Raw genomic sequence first — 17,025 nt, forward strand, 5'->3', positions numbered from 1 at the left:
ATAAGATAGATGATAATTCTTGTAATCAATTGCGGATCAAGCAGTATTAAGTATCAGGTTTTTAAGATTGAGGGTGAAAACTATTCTCTGCTTGCTAAGGGTATTGCCGAGAGAATCGGGGAAGACGGCTCTTTTATAAAGCATACGAAAACCGGTGAAGAAACTCTTAAGATCGAAAAGCACCTGGCAGACCACAAAGAGACCATGCAGGCGATACAGCCACTGTTGACCGACCCTGTTCACGGCGTTATTAAGAGCATGAACGATATTAACGGTATCGGGCACAGGGTTGTTCAGGGCGGCGAGAAATTTACCGCTTCGACCATCATCAACGATGAGGTTCTTGATACCATCAAAGAAATGTCAAAGTTCGCACCGCTGCATAACCCGCATAACATCACCGGAATATTATCCTGCCAGCAGGTTCTGCCCGATATTCCAAATGTGGCAGTGTTTGATACCGCGATACATCAGACAATGCCTCCAAAGGCGTACATGTATGCTATTCCGCTCAAATATTACAAAGAGGGCGGTATCAGGCGTTACGGCTTCCACGGCACAAGCCACGGCTACGTTTCAAAGGAAGCCGCCAGGGTTCTGGGCAAGCCGCTTGATGAGTGTAAAATAATTACATGTCACATAGGCAACGGCGGTTCAATAACGGCTTTTGACCACGGCAAGGTTGTAGATACATCTATGGGCCTTACTCCGCTTGAAGGTATCGTCATGGGTACCAGGTGCGGCGATATTGATCCAGCGGCTGTTCTTTATCTGCAAGACCACTATGGCCTTACAGCAAAGCAGACAGATGATATTCTCAACAAGGAATCCGGGCTTAAAGGTCTTGTTGGAACCCCGGATATGCGTGATGTACTCAAGATGGCCAAGGCCGGCAATCAGGATGCCGTAAATGCTCTGGCTATTTACCGATACAGAATCCGGAAATATATAGGCGCTTATCTGGCTGCACTTAACGGGGCTGATGCCGTCGTCTTTACCGCAGGCGTCGGTGAAAATAACGACACACTTCGGTTTGACATACTCAGCAACATGGAATATTGCGGCATAAAGATTGATTCTGATAGAAACATTGCAGGCGAAACTGTTATTTCGTCTGATGATTCGAAAATAAAGATAATGGTTATCCCGACTAATGAGGAGCTCGTAATTGCACGGGATACTTACCGGATACTTTCAGAGGTTTAAAAGATAAACAGTAATCAGACAAAAGAGGTTTTATAAGCCTCTTTTTTTAATTTATGCGAGGTTTGTATGAGATTTCGGCAAATTCACTTGGATTTTCACACGAGCGGCGATATCCCGGGAATTGGTGAGTCATTCGACAAGAAACAATTTCAGCAGACGCTTAAGAATGCGCATGTAGATTCAATAACCTGTTTCTCTTCGTGTCACCACGGTTGGAGCTACCACCCTACAAAAGTTGGCAAAATGCATCCAAACCTTGATTTTGATCTGCTTGGCGCGCAGATAGAAGCCTGTAAAGAGGTTGATGTCAATGTGCCGGTATATCTGACCGCGGGGGTTAATAATGTTGCCGCGGATGCGCACCCGGAGTGGCGGGAAATCGGTGCTGACGGAAGTTATCTGGGCTGGACAAAAAGTATTTTTCAGGCGGGTTTTAAAAATATGTGTTTCAACTCGCCCTATCTTGAGTATCTCTGTGACATGATAGCCGAGGTTGTAGATCGCTATCCTAATTGTGACGGCATATTTCTGGATATAATATTTCAGTCAAAATGCTGCTGTAAATACTGCCTTGAAGTTATGGGTGAAAACGGGCTTGATCCGGCAAATGAAAATGATTTAGCCCTTTGTGCAGACATGGCATTGGAGCGGTATTACAGGATGACCACCGAAACCGCGAGGAAAAAGAATCCTGATATGCCGATTTTCCACAACAGCGGCCATGTGCATAAAAATAGAAAAGACAGGCTCAAATATTTCAGCCATCTTGAAATGGAATCCCTGCCGACCGGCGGCTGGGGATATGACCATTTCCCCATTTCCGCCAAGTATGCCATGAATTTAAATATGGACTACCTTGGCATGACGGGCAAGTTCCATACTACCTGGGGAGAATTCGGCGGCTGCAAGCACCCCAACGCCCTTTTGCATGAGGTTCAGTCAATGCTGGCCTTTGGTGCCCGCTGCAGCGTTGGCGATCAGGCTCACCCTTGCGTAAAACTTGATGAGTCAACATATAAACTTATCGGTAATGCTTATCAGGACGTTGAAAAGAAAGAGCCCTGGTGTGTCAATGCTGCAAATGCTGCCGATATTGGTGTGGTATGCAGTGAAGCGGTGAACAAAAAAGGAATAAGCGCCGGCAGGGATGTTGCTTCTGATACAGGTGTATCGCGGCTTCTGCTTGAGGGGCACTATCTGTTTGACCTGATCGATGAGGATTCTGAATTGAGCAGATATAAAATGCTTATACTTCCTGACGAGATAGAGCTTAGCGCAGGTTTAAAGTCAAAAATTGAGAGCTTTTTAGACTCCGGCGGCAAGCTGCTTCTTACCGGCTCAAGCGGTTTTGATGAAGCAGGAGAGCCAATGTTCAATATAGGGGCCGACTGCTTTGGGCGAAGTGAGTATTCGCCTGATTATATTCTGCCCTCTGAAGAGGTCCGGTGTTCGTATGTCAACAGCCCGCTTGTGATGTATTTGCCCAGCCGGCGAATCAAGGTAACAACGGGTAAATCTCTTGGTGTGGTGTATGATCCGTATTTTAACCGAACTGCCAGGCACTTCTGCAGCCATCAGCACACGCCGTACAAGCCGCAGCCCTCAGGCTATGACTGCGGTGTGATAAACGGCAGTGTTATGTATCTGGCTCATCCGGTTTTCAGCATCTATCGCGGCTACGGAGCTGCTGCCTACAAGGAATATGCGATTAGATGCATTGATATGCTGCTTGGCGATGACAAGTCACTGAAAACAAATATGCCCTCAACAGCCAGGGTCTCTTTGATGCACCAGGCCGAACAAAGGCGGTATGTGCTTCATTTGCTGTATGCAAACAAAATCAGCCGCGGAGGTAAGATGAGTATGTCCGGCGGCAATGTGCAGGCCGCGGGAAGAGAGGTTGAAATAATAGAAGAATTATTGCCGCTTGCAGATGTCAGTGTTACTGTCAGCCTCGCCGAGAGTGTAAAGAGTGTAAAATTGGAACCCGCCGGCAAAAACATAGATGCCCAAATACAAGGTAAAACCGTAACGTTTAATCTAAACTCATTTACTTCTCATGCAATGATAGTGATGGATTACTGATGGATTTGAACCTCAAAGACCGCGGCAGATTTGTAATTGTAAAACATGAACATCGTGACAGGCCTGTTCACTGGGACATCATGTTCGAAATGAAAAACAACATGCTTGCCGCCTTCAGGGCGGATTCCGATCCGCTTAGTCTCGCTGAAAATGGCGGCGGGTTAGAAAAAATATTTGACCATGATAGAAAATTTTTAGATTACGAAGGGCCTGTAAACAATGGGCTGGGATCAGTTACCTCCTGTGATGCAGGCATTTATGGCGTTTCCCAAGTCCGTTCCAATGCCTTAAGGATGATTCTTGAAGGCTCTGTCGTGTCAGGGAGTTTTTCACTGTCTTTCGAACAAGACCGCTGGGCAATTGAAAGAGTTAATCGAAATTCTTGACTTTTAAGCGGCGATTGATAAACTTTCTGCTTTTAATAAATGCGTTAATCGGGTTAATGGTTCTCAATGGCAATAGTCTGCGGTATAGATGAAGTTGGTTACGGGCCGCTTTTGGGCCCGCTTGTCATTGCGGCGGCTGCTTTTAATGTTCCGCAGGAGCGTATTCGCGATGATTTCTGGAAGATGCTTGAAAAAAGCACTTCGCCTGTAAAAAAACATCTTCGCGGCCGCCTTCTGGTTGCGGACAGTAAAAAGGCTTATAACCGCAAGAGCGGGACAGATAACTTAAGAAGAACAACACTTGCTGCGTTGAAAGCCCTGGGTGCAAATCCGGCAAGTTTCTCAGAGATGCTCGAGCTGCTTTCTCCGGCGACCGTCGGCAGACTGGGACGGTACCCCTGGTACGGCGGGCTGGGCCCAAAACCGATTGAATTTGACGACGAAATCGCCATAGCATCAAAGGTTTTTATTGAAGATATGACATCAAATCGGATGTCTATGGCATCTTTGAAATGCGAATGTCTCGATGCGGGGCATTATAACGAGCTTGTGGCGAAATTCCGTAATAAGGCGTCTTTGTCATTTAGCTCTGTATGTTCTTTAATATACGATATATACAGTCGTTTTGATGAAGAAAATGTTTATTTTATGATCGACAGACAGGGCGGCAGAACAAATTATGTGCCGGTTTTGTCCCGTATGTTTGAAGGTATGCAGATAACCGTTATTCGTCAGAATGACCGCGCCGGCAGTTACAGGCTTCAGTGCGGCAGACGGAATATATTTCTGCATTTCAGCAAGGGAGCGGACAGCAGGTTTTTTCCTGTTTCTCTTGCTTCGATGGCGGCTAAGTACTTGAGAGAAATAATGATAGAAGAATTAAATAAATATTTTTTGAACCTTGTTCCAGGTGTGGAGCCTACCGCCGGCTATTATACGGACGGAAGCCGTTTTATTAAGGAAATTGAAAGTGTAAACGCCTCTCTGTTAAGCCCCAGGGAGCTGCTGGTAAGGTCCCGGTAAGTCCGGCAGGCGGCAGTTTTAAGATTAAATCAATTAAAAGTTTATAGAACTTTTTTCTTTTGGCACACGTAAAAAAAATATGTTATTATACTTTTTAATTAGAGATGTGAATTTTTCGGAGTTTGATTAATGGCCGGAAGTACAGATACGATTTTTGGAAGGCTTGCGCTTGAGCGGAGTTTTTGTTCAGAAGTAGAGCTTAAAGACTGCCGCGCTGCGCTTAAGGAAATTTCCAGTGATAAAAGGCCCGCTTTGGCCAGTGTTATGGTCAAAAAAGGATATATAACAAAATCTCAGGCCGCACGATTGCTTGATGAGATAAAAAAACAGCAGGAAACTCAAGGGCAGATCCCCGGTTACGACATAATAGAAAAAATCGGCTCTGGTGCTATGGCTATAGTCTATAAGGCCAAGCAGAAAAGCCTTGACAGAACGGTTGCCATAAAAGTCCTGCCGCACAAATTCGCCGCCAAGGACAATTATGTTGACCGTTTCTATAAAGAAGGCCAGCTTGCCGCCAAGCTCAACCACAACAATATCGTTCAGGCGATAGATGTAGGCCAGGCCAGTGGTCTTTATTACTTTGTCATGGAATATGTTGAGGGTAAATCCATCTATGATGACCTTTCAGCCGGCAAGGTGTTCTCTGAACAGGAGGCTCTCGAGATTATCCTCCAGCTTGCAAGGGCTCTTGAGCACGCCCATGCCCAGGGGCTGATTCACCGTGATATAAAACCCAAAAATATAATGATAACCAAGGACGGCACAGTAAAACTGGCAGATCTTGGTCTGGCCAGGACAACTTCAGATGTAGAGGCTGCCGAAAATGAAAAGGGAAAAGCCTTTGGCACACCGTTCTATATTGCCCCTGAGCAGATACGCGGAGACGTTAATATAGACGGCAGGGCGGACGTATATGGGCTTGGAGCAACTTTTTATCATATGGTTACCGGCCAGGTTCCGTTTAACGCGCCCAACCCTAAAGAAGTGATGAAAAAACATCTCAAAGAGCCCTTAACCCCTCCTGACCATATAAACGTAACTCTTTCTGCCGGGGTTGCTATCATTATAGAGACAATGATGGCAAAAGATCCTAATGAAAGGTACCAGAACCCATCTGATTTGGTTAAAGACCTTGAGGCCGTTTCAAAAGGAAATTCGCCTGTATTTGCCGCAAAGAGGGTTGATATTGATACCCTCTCAGAGCTTGAAAGCGGATCTCCGGTGGTAATTGAGGGCGATACACGGATGTATCCGGAAAACGTTATCACAAGATACAGGATTATTTGCGCTGTTTTGAGTGCCGTTATTCTGCTTCTTATTCTGCTGATGGTTTTTGGTAAAGGCGGCACGCAGTAAGTTTTGTCTCCAGGCGGTATTTTGAGTGCAATGTGATGACAAGAAAGCTCTGAGCAGTTCGGTCGGCTGTATTCTGGTCTTAACAGGTTTCTTTTACCTGAATTTTATCTCACGCATAATATCTTCGCCGCTGATGCCTAATATTAAGGCCTCGCTTGGAATGGATCACGGAGCTGCCGGCGGCGTATTTCTGTTTATCGCTTCAGGGTATCTGGCAGGAATAATTCTTTCGGGTATTATTTCCTGCATAATAAAACACCGCAGCGTTATATTTATTTCTGCGGTAAGCTGCGGAACAGCAGTTATCTTCATGTCCTTTTCACACAGTGCCGCCGTGCTGAATGGTTTCGCGTCTTTGACGGGTTTGGCCGCGGGTTTGTATCTGCCCAGCGGCATCGCTTCCATAACTCACATAGTAAAACCCTCAGGCTGGGGCAGGGCATTGTCAATACATGAGCTGGCCCCTAATCTGGCTTTTCTCACAGCACCGCTGATAGCCGAAGTTTGTCTTTCGTTTATGAACTGGAGAAATACGCTTCAGCTCATAGGCTGCTGTTCGGTCGCTGCGGGGATCATTTATTACTCATGCGGCAAGAGCGGGAATTTCAAAGGCCGGATGCCGGCTTATTCGCAGGCTGTATCTTTTTTCCGTATGAGGTCTTACTGGATAATGCTGGTTTTGTTTTCGCTTGGGGTGTTGAGTACGCTGGGAATCTATACCATGATACCGTTGTATCTGATCGCTGAGTTCAATTACAGCAGACTGGCGGCCAATACTATTTTGAGCATTTCCAGAATTCTAACACTTGTTACCGTTTTCGTGTCAGGTTGGAGTGTTGATAGATTCGGTCTAAGACGCACTTTAAGTACAGTGTTTATAGTTACTTCTGTGTTAACACTATCTATGGCCGCGGCATCGGGAAGATTTTTGATACCGGCAGTATTTGCCCAGCCGCTGGCGGCCGTGTGCTTCTTTCCGGCAGGTATCGCGGCGCTTTCAGCAATATTTCCCGAAAAGAGCCGCAACGTCGGCATATCTCTTAGTGTGCCGCTGGCTTTCTGGATCGGGGCGGGGCTGGCACCGGCCGCACTTGGAGCTTTTGCGGATCGGGGAATGTTCAGGGCGGGTTTTGCCGTTGCGGGTGTAGCGTTCCTCGCCGGCGGCGTGTTGAGTTATTTTCTTGATATACCTTCAGTTAAAGAGGATGCAGCTACAGATGCAGAGAAATAAATCTAATATACTTAATGTTGAATCGGCGTGCCTTAATATTAGCGGTAAATCGATTTTACGGGATATAAACTTCGAGTTAAATGAAGGGCAGCGATGTGTTGTTCTCGGCGCAAACGGCAGCGGCAAATCTACTTTTCTTTCTATGATTGCCGGATATACATGGCCCTCACAGGGTAATATCTGGGCTTTCGGGCACAGGTTCGGTACCTTTGCACTGCATGAGCTCCGCAAGCGAATCGGCCTTGTCGCTACATCACGTATTCCAAATTTTGATGAATCGACTAAGGTTGGCGACATTGTCGCTACCGGATTCTGGGGAGGCTTGATGATACCGATGTATGCAGAGCTTAGCCCTGAACAGAAATTACTTGTAGAGCAGGAATTGGCGGAATTTGGTCTGGAAGATTTCTACGAGAGGCCTTTCTGGCAGCTCTCAACAGGCGAGCGAAGCAGGGTCTTGATAGCCAGGGCGATGATTTCGCGGCCCGGGCTTCTCCTTCTCGATGAACCTGCGGCGGGGCTTGATATTCGCAACAGGACAGAACTTTTAAAGCATATAAATTCTCTTATTAACAGAGATCAGAGTCCCGCAGTGATTTTGGTAACACATCATTTTGATGAAATACCGCCGGATACCGACAGGATTGTAGTATTAAAAGACGGGGAGATTTATGTTGAAGGAGAACCCGGCGAGATTCTGAACTCGGATACAATCTCCCAGGCTTACGGGTGCAGCCTTGAAGTGATAAAAACGGCACAAAGATATGTAATAGTCCCTTCAATCGACTAAAGTGTTTGCCAAATCCTTCATGCAAGTTGATATTATCCTGAAATATAATACAATGAGCAGGTGATTATTATGCTTAAGGACAGTTGCAAATGAGTGTGCAGTTTATAACAGGCCGTGCCGGCAGCGGAAAAACGCATCTATGCCTCGAACAGATCAGAGAAAGTCTTCTCAGCGGAGAAGATACGGGGAATCTCATATTTCTGGTGCCGGAGCAATCCACATATATTGTGGAAAAGATGATACTTAATACACCCGGCATCGAAGGTTTCAGCAGACTGCATGTCCTTTCATTTAACCGTCTTGCGTACTGGCTGACAGAGAAATCAGTAAAAAGGCGAAGCCTGACGCTGCCGCTTCAGCTGCTTATCGTGAGTAAAATTCTTAATACAATGGCCTCCAGGCTGAAAGTCTTTTCACGGCAGCAGGGCTCGGCAGGTCTTGCCGGGCAGATACTGGGTATAATAGATGAGTTTCAGAGAAATGGCTTAAATCCATCCGATATCAGCTCTGATATCCTTTCATCAAAGAAGCTCGGCAGCTCTACAGTGCTGAAACTGCATGATTTGAAGCTGATATACGCTGAATATTTGAAAATCGCCGAAAATAAATATGATGCAGCGGTTCACCCGTTTGACAGAGCCTGCTCACACGCTGCCGGTTCAGAGCTTCTTAAAGGTGCACGTTTGTGGGTTGACGGATTCTCCGGCTTTAACAGCCCGGAATTGACACTTCTTAGTGCTGTCATCAGAGCAGTCTCTGAGACAAAAATAGCCCTTTGCGCAGATCCTGCACAGATTAACGCCCAGTCATCAGGTTTATATGATGAGCTAAGTATCTTTGAGCCTACGCTTGAGACTTATTGGCGTTTAAGAGATATCTTCGGCGAGTGCGGTATACCGGTCAGGGATGATATAGCATTGAGAGGCGGCAAACGTGTCAAGAAGGGCGGTACTCTTGATTTCATTGAACAGAATATCTTCACTGACGTTTCTACCTCGATACTGGATGATTCAGTGAAATTGGTAAAGACCTCTGACTGCCACAATGAAGTCGAATACATAGCCCGTGAGATTATGAAACTGGTCAGAGACGGGGGGCTGAGATATCGTGATATAGCAGTCATAGTCTCAGATGAAGAGAGGTTCGCAAGTCACTTTAAGACGGTTTTCAGTGATTACCAGATACCATTGTTTCTTGATATAAAACGAAATGCGGGGAATCACCCGCTTACCTGTTATGTGCTTACGGCTGTGGATTGCGTGATCAGCGCTTTGAGCAGTGAAAGCATCTTTACATGTCTTAAAAGCGGCTTTTCCAGACTGGACCATGAACAGATATCACGTCTGGAGAAATACTGCAGAGAGAACGGTATATCTTCGGGCGAGTGGCTGAGCGAGAGCCGCTGGCAGAATGGCGAGAGCCGGCAGGATATAAATCTTCTGAGGAACGAAGCGATAGAACCGTTAAAGAATTTCTACAGGGAGATGACCGCTCATTTAGATGAAAACGGGCTGGTAAGCGCAAAAGAATTTTCACTTGAACTTCTGAATTTTATTGACCAGAGCCGGGTCGAAAGCGTACTTGGGCAGTGGTCAAAGGCAGCTTTGGACAACGGTGATACAGAGATTTCGCTGATGCATAAAAACACCTTTGAATCTTTGCTTGAGATAATTGCACAGGTGACGGATATATTTGGTGAAGAGAGGCTCGAACCGGATTATTACGCATCAATCGTTGGTGACATGCTCAAGAGCACCTCATTTGCTCTGGTGCCTCCCTGCCAGGATCAGGTACTTATCGGTACGGTCGATCGCAGCCGTCAGCCGGAAGTTAAGGCTGTATTTCTGTGCGGTGTCAATCAGGGGCTTTTCCCTTCTCCTGTGAGGGCGGAGGGGCTTCTGCGTGAGGATGAGAGGGCGGATGTTATTTCACAGGGGCTGGAGATGGATGATCCGCTCTCAGTTGAGATGGTGCGGAGACAGTATCTTGCTTATATTGCCTTTACACGGGCAAAAGAAATGCTTTATATAACTTTCTCTGAACAGGACGAGCAGGGAAGGCCGATGCAGATTAGCGGGTTTGGGGACAGGTTGGTAAATATTTTTGAAGGAAAACTAAAACCGGAAAGTTTTGATCCGTGGGAGAATCAGGACTTCTCGTACACTTCTCCGGTCAGGCTTTCTGAGAGGGTGTGTGACAGCGTCAGCCCTGATAACAATGATCTGAAAGGGATCAGGCAGACTCTGGAGTTTAATAAAGTATTTGGGAGTAAACTTAAAGATTATGACAGCCTCGCGGCTGAATACGGCTCTCAATGGGATAATTCTGTCAACACTGAGCAAAGCGGTGAGTTGTGCGGTAAAGAAATAAATGTAGATGCTTCAAAGCTATCGACCTATGCCAAATGCCCCTATATGTATTTTGCCAGATATGTTCTTGGCCTTAAATCTGAAAAGAAATTTGCACTGGAACCTGTGGATATAGGAAGTTTCAGCCATAAAATACTCGAGATGCTCGGCAGGGATATGCTCGCCGGGAGATATGATTTTGATACACGGGACTCTGGCGAAATTCACAAAAAAATGGACGAGTTTGTCTTGCAGTATCTTGTCGAAAATTCTATTTTGAGCCGTATCCTTGAAAAAAGCCGCCACGCGAATTATATTTTTCAAACCCAGAAGTCGGCCCTTCATCAGCTTCTCGATACGCTTATTGAGATGAGACGTGCCGGGAATATGAAGCTGCTTTGTGTCGAACCCTACATTTCGAGAATGGTTTGCTTTGACGGTGTTGATGTACGCCTTAGTGGAAAAATAGACAGAATTGACTTTGTGCCTGCCGGCGCAGAGAATTCGCAGATAAGTCTGGTGGTATATGATTACAAAACCTCGGCCAGAAAAACTGACTGGAAAGACATCTTTAACGGCAGTAATGTTCAGTTGCTGGTGTATCTGCTTCTGCTCAAAGACATGAGAGTTTTAGACCGGTATATTTATCCTGCGGCGGCTTTTTATATGCCGGTGAATCAGACTGTCGAAAATGCCGAGAGAGTGTCTAAAACAAAGATTAGTCAATCCCGTTTGAGAGCCTCTGGTATATTAGCAGAGAGTGTTGTCGCTGATCTGACAGATCCGGAGGTCCAGAATGAAAAGAGTTATTTTGATTTCAGACTGACGAAAAATGGAAGCCTGGGCTGGTACAGCACTTCGAGAGCTTTTCATGATGATGATTTTGAGAAACTTCTGGCAGCCGGTGAGGTCGTGCTGTCCAGGCTTGTCAAAGGGATAAGTCAGTCTCGTTTTGATATATCGCCGCTGGATGAATCCTGCAAATATTGCGATTACAGATCATTGTGCAGATTTGAGCCGGTTTTCAACAAACAGCGGTTTTCAGATAAAGCGAACAAAAATGACGTTCTTGCGTTATCACGTTCAAAAGTCCGGGTAGAATGGGATCGAGATGCCGAACTTGCTGTGAGAAAGGATCAGCGATGAAATATACTCAGGATCAGCAGGCTGCAATAGATGCTCGCGGGAATGTCCTGGTAACCGCCTCGGCGGGAACGGGCAAAACCGCCGTCCTTGCGCAGAGGTGCCTTGAGCTTGTTCTCAACGGAACGGATCTTGACAGGATTCTTGTTGTAACTTTCACTGAGGCCGCCGCGGCTGAAATGAAGATTCGTATTGAACAAAAACTCCGGTCAGAGGTGTCAAAAGAAGATACTGGTAAACGTAATTTTCTGCGACGTCAGATTTTAAAGATAGACAACGCCCGCATAAGCACTATACATTCATTCTGCAGACGGCTCATTGTCGAACATTACAACGAAATCGGGCTTGATCCCTCGTTTAAGGTGATTGATCAGGATGAATTGATGCTGATCAAAACTGAGGTCATGGAATCAGTTCTTGAAGATGCCTGGCAGCGCCGCGAAATGGTCGAGTCTATGGGGCAGCTCTTCGCCGAAAGAAAAATCATCGGCAGCAGTGATTTTACCAATGCCTTTATATCGGTAGCCGATAAGCTCGAGTCAGTTCCATGCAGGGACAGCTGGTATGAGCGAATCTTGAACACAGAGCCGTGCGGTGAGAATGATACAACCGCCAAAGCAGAATTGCTGCAAATCGCGACTTTTGTAGAACTGCTCAAAATGTACGATAAGGCATTGGCGAAAAAGAAACAGATTTTTAACTGTCTGGATTATTCTGATTTGCAGTTGTGGGCCTGGAAACTGCTTTACGGCGGCGACGGCAGGCTCTCAAAGGCGGCAGAGGATATCGCCGGCCGGTTTCAGTACACGTTTGTAGATGAATATCAGGATGTCAGCGATCTGCAGGATGCGATTATAAGGGCGGTAAGCCCCCGTGAGCTTTTTATCGTCGGCGATGTAAAGCAGAGTATTTATATGTTTCGTGAGGCCAGGCCGCAGATATTTCTTGATTACATTAAGGATGCCGAGTCTGGTTCCTCAGGTTCTGTCCTGATTCCACTGAATATCAATTTCCGTTCCCGCCAGAAGGTTCTGGACTTTGTAAACGTTGTCTTTAAAAGGCTTATGCACGTTGAGACCAGCGGCATGGTGTATGACTCCAAAGCCGTCCTAACCGGTGGGCTCGATTATAAGCCTTTGGAGCAAGACAAGCCCCCTGTTGAAGTTCATCTGATAACTCAGTCCGCGGCGGAACCTTCTAAAACGAAATATTCAAAATACGCCCGCCAGGCCAAACTCATTGCTGAGCGGATAAAACGCATGGTCGCTAAAGACGGCGGCAGGGCAGAGTTCCAGGTTATGGATAAAAATACCGGCGATTACAGAGATGTTCGTTATGAAGATATTGCAGTTCTTATGTACTCCGTGAAATCCGCAGTGAACGAGTATCTTGATGTTTTCGCAGCAGAGGGGATACCGGTTGCAACAGATTTCTCCCGCGAATTTTTCCAGAGGAGTGAGATAAGTACAATGGTTTCGCTGCTCAGGGTGCTTGACAATCAGTATAATGACATAGATATGGCCGCGGTTTTGAGAAGTCCGCTTGTCAGACTCACCGACATTGATCTTGCAAGAATTGCCGGCTGTGCAAATTACAGCGATTCTTTCTGCGAGGCGATTAGGCGTTATAGCTGTGAATTCAGCGATGAACTTTCTGCCGGAATCAAGAAGGCGATGGATAATCTTGATACCTGGAGAAAGTCTGCAATACGCCGCGGCTTATCCGATATGATATGGGATGTTTACAGGGAAACGGGATATCTTTCATTCGTACTTGCCCTGCCGGAGGGTCGGCAGAGACGGGCAAATCTCGTTAAATTCCATGAAAGGGCGGTTCAGTTTGAGAATTTCCTCAGCAGCAGCAGTCAAATATCGCTTTCCAGGTTTGTTCGCTTCATCGATCAGCTTTCTCAGAACAAAAACGAGTGGCATGAGGCGTCTCTTGCCGACACCGCTGCGGGGGTCAAGATAACAACCATTCACAAAAGCAAGGGCCTTGAGTATCCTGTTGTTTTCGCAGCGTCTCTGGAGCGGCAGATCCCGCTTTCTGAAAATAAGGAGGACTGGATTTTTGATTTGGAACTTGGGCTGGGTTTAAAGATTACCCGTGATTATTTACGGGAGCGGGGCCCGCTATATAAGGCTGTCGAGCAGCGGCAGAAATCCGATCAGCTCGCCGAGTCTATCCGGCAGTTGTATGTGACCTTTACGCGCGCCAGAGAACGGCTGATACTTGTATCAGATGTTACCGGCGGCACCGTAAAGCCAGAAAAATGGCTCAATCCCGATGATTTGGACAGTGAAAAACTCTTTTCGCCGGCGGCTATGCTCTCCCAGCCGAGTTATGCCAGATGGCTGATCGGATGTTTCAGTGATCAGCTGTGCGTGGACGATTTGCAGCCTTCAGAGGAGCCCAGGGTTGTAAATTCCTCTCTGTTCAGCATTTGCTCACATGATCGAATCGCTGTTGAAGAAAGTTTAGAAAGCCTGCTCAATCAGAGACCAAAAACAGAAGAGATAGAGTTATCGATAGATACAGAAAATATTGAGGCCAAAGCCTGCCGGATAATTCAGCCTCTGCTTAAGGGGTACGCCTATTCTGAGTTTACCAGACTGCCGGCAAAACAGTCTGTTTCCGCGCTGACACATGAAAATGATGAATTCAGGCAATTTTTCGAAAAAGAATGGAAGAAACATCCTTCAGACTTAACCGCCGCGGCAGGGGAAAAAGCCGATCCCCTGGAAGTCGGTTCGGCGGTTCATCTTATTTTTGAAAAGGCGGATGTCAGTCAGGGTATTTCTATGAATTACCTGGAAAGTCTTTTGCAAGGCCTTGTCAGTAAGAAACTTATATCAGAAGGCGTCTCGGCTGTTATAGATCTGGAGGGTGTGTTGGAGTTTTTTCAACATGAGAGTTTTAAACAGCTTATGGCGTGCTCTGAGGCCGTGTACAGGGAGTGGCCGTTTACTTTTTCAGCCTCGCCACGCGAATTTGGTGTGCATTCCGGGGGTGATGGAGACAATGTTATAATTCAGGGTATTGTGGATATGATCATTGACCGCGGCGAAGATATTGTTATAGTTGACTTTAAGACGGACCGCGTTGATTCGGAGTCAATTTCGCATCGGGCGGAATTGTATAGAAAGCAGCTTGAATTTTATTCTCGCGCCGCCGCGGCGGTGCTGAAAAAGCCGGTTAGCCGGCTGCTGCTGTATTTTGTTTCCAGCAGAAGTTTTTACGAGCTGTAATTTAGATTTAACCTATAGATAAAGAAAGTGATTTCCGATGAAAAGAATAATAAACGCAGCTAATCGACTGCCCGTTACCATCGGCAGAAAAATAACTGCTTCCAGTGGAGGTCTGGTTTCTGCTATGGCCGGACTTGAAGGAACCTTTGAAACGCTTTGGGTAGGCTGGCCGGGAGCCTCGTGCGGTTCGGGCCAGAGAGCAGAAAAAATAAAAGATATCCTTCGTCAGGATTATAACTCAGTACCTGTGTTTCTCACGCCAAAAGAGGCCCAGGGCTACTATGAGGGCTTGTCGAACTCGAGTCTCTGGCCGATGCTGCATTATATGACTAATTATTTTGAGTATGAAAAACACTGGCTCAAAGATTACGAGCAGGTAAACAGAAAGTTTGCCGATGAAATCTGCTCTATTGTCAAAAAAGGCGACACCGTGTGGGTTCATGACTACCACCTTATGCTGCTTCCGGCAATGCTGCGTAAAAGAAAACCAAGGCTTAAGATTGGTTTTTTTCTGCATACGCCCTTTCCTTCCTATGAAGTTTTCAGAGCTCATCCGGCCCGGCAGCAGCTTATAGAGGGAGTCCTGGGAGCGGACCTTATCGGATTTCATACTTTTGGATACATGCGGCACTTCAGAAGTACTGTGATGAGACTGCTTGGTCTTGAATGCAGCATGAACACTATCGAAGTCAATAAGCGTATAGTTACCCTGGGTGTTTTTCCGATAGGAGCAAACGCCAGGGCCTTTGAAGATGAAATTGCCACAGAAAAATACCGCAAGCGCCTTGAGCATTTCAGAAAAGTTTACAGCGGCCGAAAGATTGTTCTTGGAGTGGAGAGACTGGACTACACAAAAGGCGTTCCTCAGCGGCTAAAAGCAATAGATAAATTTCTCGACGGATATAAAAACAAGGACAACGTATGTTTTATTTTTATTGCTGTGCCGACAAGAGATCAGGTACAGCAGTATAAAGAGCTCAAACAGGAAGTTCAGTCACTTGTCGGCCACATTAACGGCAAACATGCCACAATTGACAACACTCCTATAAATTACATTTATCAGTCAGTGCCCTTTACTGACCTTTGCGCTCTGTATTCTCTGGCAGAGGTATGTTTGGTAACACCGTATGCTGATGGAATGAACCTCGTTGCCAAGGAATATGTTATCTGCAAGCAGGGCAAGGGTGGAACACTGGTGTTGAGCGAGTTTACAGGCGCTGCCAATGAGCTGTTCAAATCTCTCAAGGTTAATCCCTATGACATTGAGCAGATCAGCTCGACGATTGAACAGGCTCTGGAGATGCCTGCAAAAGAACAGTTAAAGCGTATGGACGGCATGTATGAAAGGGTTAAAGAGTATGATGCTATTTACTGGGCAAATTCGTTCCTCAATGAGCTCGAAGCTGTCACAAAGTTCCGCACCGGCGGTGTTAAGAAAAAACATAAGCCAAAACTTGCCCAGATGCTTAAGAAGACATTTAAGCCTGAAAACAAAATTGCATTATTTCTGGATTATGACGGCACACTAAGGAAGTTCCATGACAACCCAAACGGGGCTGTGCCGACAAAATCAATAAAGGAATTATTCAAGATTTTATCGAGATATTCAAATATAGACACCCACGTCATCAGCGGCAGAAAAGGCTCAACGCTTGAAGAGTGGCTCGGCAAGTTTCCGGTAACTTTGATTGGAGAACACGGATTTTCCTGCCGGCCAAGAGGAGAAAAGGAATGGGTATCATTGTGTGAGGCCTCTGATTTTACCTGGAAGCTGCGAATAAGGGAAATGCTTGAGTACTTTGTAGGAATTGTTCCGGGCAGTTTCATTGAGGAAAAAATTTCCGCTATGGTATGGCATTACCGCAGAACTGATCCGGAATTTGGTGAATGGCGTGCAAAGCAGCTTGTTTTGAATCTTAGCGAGATGCTCTCAAATCTGCCTATAGAGGTGCATCACGGCAAGAAAATTGTCGAGATCAGCTCCATGCAGGTTAATAAAGGCGTGGCCCTTCAGAACATAGTCGCCGGAAAAAATTACGATTATGTTGTTTGTATGGGCGACGATTATACCGATGAGAGTATGTTCAGGCTTGCCATGGATAACATGATAAGCATAAAAGTCGGAAAAGGTGATACTTCCGCCATGTATCGTATTACCTCACCGGCTGTAGTTTTAAGTACCTTGAAAAAGGCATTGAAATAGATT

The 17,025-nt window shown here is 46.1% G+C and carries 10 protein-coding genes; all 10 read left to right on the forward strand.

Features of this window, described 5'->3' with window-relative positions; genetic code table 11:
* The first annotated feature begins 9 nt into the window (after positions 1-9).
* Complete coding sequence (locus SMSP2_RS03155) at positions 10-1,206, forward strand: acetate/propionate family kinase (protein WP_146682572.1); 1,197 nt, start codon at positions 10-12, stop codon at positions 1,204-1,206.
* Between the two features lie 66 nt (positions 1,207-1,272).
* Entirely contained in the window at positions 1,273-3,291 is a 2,019-nt protein-coding gene (locus tag SMSP2_RS03160; protein ID WP_146682573.1) for an alpha-amylase family protein, read from the forward strand.
* Positions 3,291-3,677 (forward strand): hypothetical protein, encoded by a 387-nt coding sequence (locus SMSP2_RS03165; RefSeq protein WP_146682574.1) that lies wholly within the window; start codon positions 3,291-3,293, stop codon positions 3,675-3,677. The genes SMSP2_RS03160 and SMSP2_RS03165 overlap by 1 nt, the downstream gene beginning before the upstream one ends.
* Before the next feature lie 66 nt (positions 3,678-3,743).
* Complete coding sequence (locus SMSP2_RS03170; protein ID WP_146684800.1) at positions 3,744-4,700, forward strand: hypothetical protein; 957 nt, start codon at positions 3,744-3,746, stop codon at positions 4,698-4,700.
* 129 nt (positions 4,701-4,829) lie between these two features.
* On the forward strand, positions 4,830-6,059 hold the full coding sequence (locus SMSP2_RS03175; RefSeq protein ID WP_146682575.1) for a serine/threonine protein kinase: 1,230 nt from the start codon (positions 4,830-4,832) through the stop codon (positions 6,057-6,059).
* Between the two features lie 25 nt (positions 6,060-6,084).
* Positions 6,085-7,290, forward strand: a complete 1,206-nt coding sequence (locus SMSP2_RS03180) for an MFS transporter (protein WP_146682576.1) — start codon at positions 6,085-6,087, stop codon at positions 7,288-7,290.
* Positions 7,277-8,080, forward strand: a complete 804-nt coding sequence (locus SMSP2_RS03185; protein WP_186804827.1) for an ABC transporter ATP-binding protein — start codon at positions 7,277-7,279, stop codon at positions 8,078-8,080. Before SMSP2_RS03180 ends, SMSP2_RS03185 begins: the two co-directional genes overlap by 14 nt.
* Before the next feature lie 89 nt (positions 8,081-8,169).
* Complete coding sequence (locus SMSP2_RS03190) at positions 8,170-11,574, forward strand: PD-(D/E)XK nuclease family protein (protein ID WP_146682578.1); 3,405 nt, start codon at positions 8,170-8,172, stop codon at positions 11,572-11,574.
* Complete coding sequence (locus tag SMSP2_RS03195) at positions 11,571-14,819, forward strand: UvrD-helicase domain-containing protein (protein ID WP_186804828.1); 3,249 nt, start codon at positions 11,571-11,573, stop codon at positions 14,817-14,819. Before SMSP2_RS03190 ends, SMSP2_RS03195 begins: the two co-directional genes overlap by 4 nt.
* A gap of 37 nt (positions 14,820-14,856) precedes the next feature.
* A complete protein-coding gene (locus tag SMSP2_RS03200; protein ID WP_146682580.1) occupies positions 14,857-17,022 on the forward strand; it encodes a bifunctional alpha,alpha-trehalose-phosphate synthase (UDP-forming)/trehalose-phosphatase in 2,166 nt (721 codons plus the stop codon).
* Positions 17,023-17,025 lie beyond the last annotated feature (3 nt).

This window comes from Limihaloglobus sulfuriphilus (assembly GCF_001999965.1).
GTDB lineage: Bacteria > Planctomycetota > Phycisphaerae > Sedimentisphaerales > Sedimentisphaeraceae > Limihaloglobus > Limihaloglobus sulfuriphilus.